This is a genomic window from Trichlorobacter sp., from assembly GCF_030247655.1.
Lineage (GTDB): Bacteria > Desulfobacterota > Desulfuromonadia > Geobacterales > Pseudopelobacteraceae > Trichlorobacter.
In genome coordinates this window covers 1-5,367 of record NZ_JAOTRZ010000202.1, presented here as the reverse complement: position 1 = coordinate 5,367, position 5,367 = coordinate 1, and the positions used below count along the sequence as shown (strand labels likewise).

4 protein-coding genes are annotated in these 5,367 nt (G+C 53.4%); 2 read left to right on the top strand and 2 right to left on the bottom strand.

Annotated features, from left to right (window positions below):
* Positions 1 to 2,149 (bottom strand): PAS domain-containing sensor histidine kinase (locus OEL57_RS13700; protein WP_300741178.1); only part of this gene is annotated, 2,149 nt, incomplete at its 3' end.
* A 97-nt stretch (positions 2,150 to 2,246) separates the two neighbouring features.
* On the opposite strand from OEL57_RS13700, the gene OEL57_RS13695 reads away from it, so the two are divergent.
* Positions 2,247 to 4,094 carry a UbiD family decarboxylase gene (locus OEL57_RS13695; RefSeq protein WP_300741177.1) on the top strand — a complete coding sequence of 616 codons (1,848 nt, stop codon included), beginning with the start codon at positions 2,247 to 2,249 and terminating at the stop codon, positions 4,092 to 4,094.
* Between the two features lie 100 nt (positions 4,095 to 4,194).
* Positions 4,195 to 4,701, top strand: coding sequence for a chemotaxis protein CheW (locus OEL57_RS13690; RefSeq protein ID WP_300741176.1), 507 nt, complete (start codon positions 4,195 to 4,197; stop codon positions 4,699 to 4,701).
* Positions 4,702 to 4,787: 86 nt separating this feature from the next.
* Here OEL57_RS13690 and OEL57_RS13685 read toward each other — a convergent pair.
* Positions 4,788 to 5,367: methyl-accepting chemotaxis protein (locus OEL57_RS13685; RefSeq protein ID WP_300741174.1), on the bottom strand; the 580-nt coding region annotated here is incomplete at its 5' end.

Genomic DNA, 5,367 nt, shown 5'->3' with positions numbered 1-5,367 from the left:
GTTCAAGGGTCAGGGTAACCCCCTGACGCTGACAGGGACGTTGCATCAGCATAACCACATCCTCGGCTGCTTCGCCGGGATCGCCAGGGGTAAAGCGTGAACGGGGCGGGGCAGCAAAGGTCAGCAGCGCCGAGATCAGCCGCTCCATCCGCTCAATCTCTGCCATGGCCTTGGTCAGCATCTCGCGATCTTTGTCACCCAGCTGGGCCCGGTCATGCAGATCATCCAGCAATAGAGAAATACCGGTGAGGGGATTACGGATTTCATGGGAGATTCCGGCAGCAAGTTTGCCCAACGAAGCCAGACGCTCAAGTCTGACGGTTTCTTCCCGCAAATCCTCCCTGATGGTCTCATCCCGTAGGGTAACGGTTAGTCCATGCTCTGCATGTTCACCAATCGGAAAGATACCCACATCAAAATGCTGGGTAATGCCGTTCTGTTCCAGCTGCAAGGGCGCCCGACCATAGCCGGTTCCTTCGGTAAAGGCTTGCTCAATTCTGGCAGGTATCGGCTCCCATCCCTTAAAGATAGTTGCGTAATGACTGCCCAGCGGCCAATGGTGTCCTAAAAAACGGTCCAGGGTGCTGTTGCGTGAGGTAAGCGATCCGTCAGGGGCAAAGGTGGTGATGGCACTGGAAATACTTTCCAGGATACTTTCCTTAAAGTTACGTTCATCCAGGATGGCCTGCCGTGATTCCTGCAACTGTTCCAGGGTTGCAATCAGGTTGGCCTTGCGTTGTTCAAGCTCTGCCACCATGGCGTTAAAGGACAGAGCCAGTTCTGCCAGTTCGTCGCTGCCTTTCACTATAACACGATTGCCGGTTTCTCCGTTGGCCAGACGACGGGCCCCTTCGCTTAAACGCTGCAGTGGACGGGTGATACCCCGTGCCAGCAGCCAGGCAGCCAGGCCTGCTACAATTGCTGCCAGTGCGATGAACAGGCCGCTTTGTTGGAGATACTCTTTCAGTTTACGGCTTATAAGCAGACTACCGGCACTGGCCTGCTTCTGGAACTGGTCAACCTGGTAGCCGATGGTGATGCCGCCAAATACGCCATGTTTTTTATAGGGGCCGGTATCATACAGGATTGGCGCATAGGCCATGATTTTACGGGCGCCGCCCACGTTAGTCAGTTCTGCCACGCCGCTTTGTTGTTTTCTGACAAGCGCCGATGCCTTGGGATAGTTGGGGTGGATAAATCCGGCATGATCAAGGTTAAACGGAATGTTGCCAGCTTCAATATCCTTGCTGCTGGAACCGCTGGAGTAGGGTGGCAGAAGGTCGCCCTGTTGATTGACTCCTCGAATATCCCACAGCTTGGGGTGGGTAATGATCCAGCCTTCATCATCAAACAGAAAGGCATAGTTGCCACTTTTGTAGGAGGGGAAAACCGTTGAAAAATGAGGACCGGGATCAATATGCTGGCTGAATTCCATCAGATGACGGTGATCCATGGAGATCACAAAGGCCCCGTTAAAGTGCCCATCTTGCCTGTAGAGCGGCAGACCAAAGCGAACAACACCTTCATAGCGGGCACCCAGAGCATGCTCAGGTTCGTCGGCACCAGCCAGTTGCTGCTGCTTGTTGACATGAAAACCGGTCAGATGGGTGACATGAATCTCTCCTGGCTGCAGTTGTTTGATCTCATTGAAATAGGTCTCACTTTTGAATTCAGTTGTTGCTGGCCTGGAAACATTGCGAAGTTCCGTTGCAGCGAGAAAACGGCCATCCTTCAATACCATCTGTTCCTGGCCATCTGCATCTATCAGGGCAAAGGAGCGGTAGATCGGCACCAGTTCCCGCACTTCTCGAACGTGGTTTGGGGCACTGGTCCGTTGTTCCCAGACCTCGCTGCGTTGTTGCATCCAGAATGAAAGCAGTACCTTGCGATCAGAGGAAAAACGGCTTAAAAAACGCAGGTCATCTTCGCGGCGGTGGAGGTAGTCACTAACGGTGTCGGCAACCTGGCGGGCACGCATCTGCAGCCCTTCTACTGCCTGTTGTTCTGCACTACTGCCGATCTCAAGGGCCAGGCGATCCCGTACCTGCTCAAGTCCTGAAAACAGGAAGAGTGTTGCAGTAAGCAGTGGTACCAGTGCCAAAAGTAACGAGGCGATCAGGAATTTTCTGAAAAGAGTCGGTCGTATCATTTTGGAAACCAGTGTAAAGCTAAGGTTCAGGTTGAATTGACGTGGTGCTGATGATACCGTATCTGGCAGTAAATGAAAGCCGGAAAAGAGAAAAGCAATGGGATATATAAATCTTCAGGATTGTGTTGAGGATCTGGAACGTCACGGTATGCTGCGCAGGATTGATCTGCCGGTTGATCCATATCTGGAGGCTGGCATGATCCAGCGCCGGGTCTATCAGGCTGGTGGTCCGGCTCTGCTGTTTACCCAGGTAACCGGCTCTGCCTTTCCGATGTTGGGTAATCTGTTTGGCACCCTGGAACGGACCCGTTTTATCTTCCGCGATACCCTGCGAACCATTGAGACACTGGTTAAACTTAAAATTAATCCGTTTCAGGCCCTGAAGGAACCGGGTCGCCTGCTGGGTGCCCCGATGGGAGCCCTGCATCTGCTGCCCAAGCGGGTAGGCCAATCACAGGCCCCATCGCTCAGTTGCAGGACAAAGCTGTCTGCCTTACCTCAACTGGTTTCCTGGCCAAACGATGGCGGTGCTTTTGTCACCCTGCCGCAAGTTTACAGCGAACATCCATCCAAGCCCGGTTTTGGCAAATCCAATCTGGGGATGTACCGGGTGCAGATCTCAGGTAATCAGTATCAACAGGACAAACAGGTTGGCCTGCACTATCAGATCCATCGCGGTATTGGGGTACATCATCAGGAAGCGATCAAGCGTGGTGAGCGTCTGAAGGTGAATCTGTTTGTCGGTGGCGCTCCCTCCATGTCGGTGGCTGCGGTTATGCCATTACCGGAGGGGATGCCGGAGCTGTCCTTTGCCGGTCTGTTGGGAGGGCACCGAATCGCCATGGCAGATCTGCCCGGTTGTCTACCGGTTCCGGCTGAGGCTGATTTCTGTATTGTGGGATCGATTGATCCCCATGCCACCCTGCCGGAAGGCCCCTTTGGCGACCATCTGGGCTATTACAGCCTGACCCACCCGTTTCCATTCATCGAGGTTGAGGCGGTCTACCACCGCCCGGATGCGATCTGGCCCTTTACTTCTGTGGGGCGTCCGCCCCAGGAAGATACCTCCTTTGGCGCCTTTATCCACGAACTGACCGGTGATCTGATCCCCACGGTGCTGCCCGGCATCAAGGCAGTCCATGCTGTTGATGCCGCCGGGGTGCATCCGCTGCTGCTGGCAATCGGTTCAGAACGCTACACCCCCTATGATGGCGTTACCAAGCCGCTGGAACTGCTGACCCAGGCCAATGCCGTTCTGGGGCAGGGGCAGCTTTCTCTGGCAAAATATCTGCTGATCGTTGCTGAGCAGGATAATCCGCAGCTTGATATACATGACATTGGAGCCATGTTCAGGCATTTGCTGGAGCGAATTGACTGGCAGCGTGATCTGCATTTTCAGACCAGTACCACCATTGATACCCTGGATTATTCCGGTGGTGGCTTTAACAGTGGTTCAAAACTGGTCATGGCTGCTGCAGGCCCGGTGCGACGCTCATTGCTGACAGAGCTGCCCGGCGATATTCCTCTGCCATACGGCTGGTCAGCACCAGCCCTGGCACTGCCTGGTGTGCTGGTGTTGCAGGGCTGTGGCCATGTGCCGGATAATGGTGAGCCTGATCAGGCAATTCAGGAACTGTGCAGTTTCTGGGAACAGCGCCCCCTGCCCGAAGGTGTTGCCCTGGTGGTAATTGCAGATGACAGTGAGTTCTGTAGCCGTTCTCTGGATAACTTCCTATGGGTCACCTTTACCCGCTCAAATCCTGCATCAGATGTCTATGGGGTAGCTGCTGCAACCAGGCAACGACACTGGGGTTGCCGGGGGGCACTGGTGATTGACGCACGCAAAAAGGTCTTTCACGCCCCGGCATTGGAAGAGGATCCGGCTGTTGAAAAACGTATTGCGGCGCTGGCAGCTACCGGTGGGCCGCTTCATGGCCTGTTCTAACTATAATGGCTAGGGTTATTACCCTATTTTACTTTTTAAAAACTGTGCTATGATTCATTAAACTAACCAGTTTACTAATTCCCCCATAGAGGAGGTTTCAATGTCTACCACAGCCTTGGTAAAGAGCGGAGATGGTACAACCGGCGGAGACCAGTTGATTCAGTTGGTCAGTTTCATGCTCAGCAACGAGGAATATGGTGTTGAGGTGTTGAAAGTACGTGAGATCATCCGTATGCCTGGCATCACCAAGATGCCCAATACACCTCACTATGTAGAAGGAATTATTAATCTGCGGGGCAAGGTGATTCCGATCATCTCCATGCGTAAGCGCTTTGGCCTGTCTGAATCCGACTATGACAGCCATACCCGGATTATGGTTATGGATGTAGCCGGTGGACTGACCGGTTTTATTGTGGATGCGGTTTCCGAGGTGATCAGGATTCATTCCAGCGAGATTCAACCGCCACCAACCATGGTCTCCGGCAATATTGATCAGGAGTTTATTACCGGTGTGTTCAACCATACCGACCGTCTGCTGATCATCATGGATGTTGACCGGATGTTCTCACCGCAGGAGCGGGAGTATTTTGGCAGTGCAGGGGAGTAGTTCTTCAGAACAAGAGAGACTATGCTGATATCTAAAAAGGCCGGGGAAAATTCCCCGGCCTTTTTTTGTGGTGCAATCACTTTGTTTTAACTTGCCCGGGAGATTTCTTCAAGATTACCGGCAATCACGGTTGCGGTGGCTGCCTGTTCTTCAGAGGCGGTGGCAATCTGAGAGATCAGGTTCTTGATGTTTTCAACTGAATCAACAATGGCGATCAGTGATGCCTCTGCCTGATGGGAAAGCTGCTCGCCTTTTTCAGCTTCTGCCTTGCCTCCTTCAATGGAGGTTACAGCCTTCTGGGTATTGGACTGAATCTCGGCCACCATGGCGCCGATCTGCTTGGTAGAGGTCATGGTTCGCTCAGCCAGTCTGCGCACTTCATCGGCAACCACGGCAAATCCGCGACCCATTTCACCGGCCCGGGCAGCCTCAATGGCAGCGTTTAAGGCCAGCAGGTTGGTCTGGTCAGCAATTTCATTGATAACATTAACAATCTCGCCGATTTTTTCTGAGGTTGCCCCCAGGTTGCCTACAATCTGCGCTGAAGAACGAACCACTTCAGCTACCTGCTGCATCCCCTTGACCGCCTGATTCACCACCCGCTGACCTTCGTGGGCGCTGTCAGCCACCTGGGCAGCTGAATCAGCGGCATTGGTAGTGTTGCCT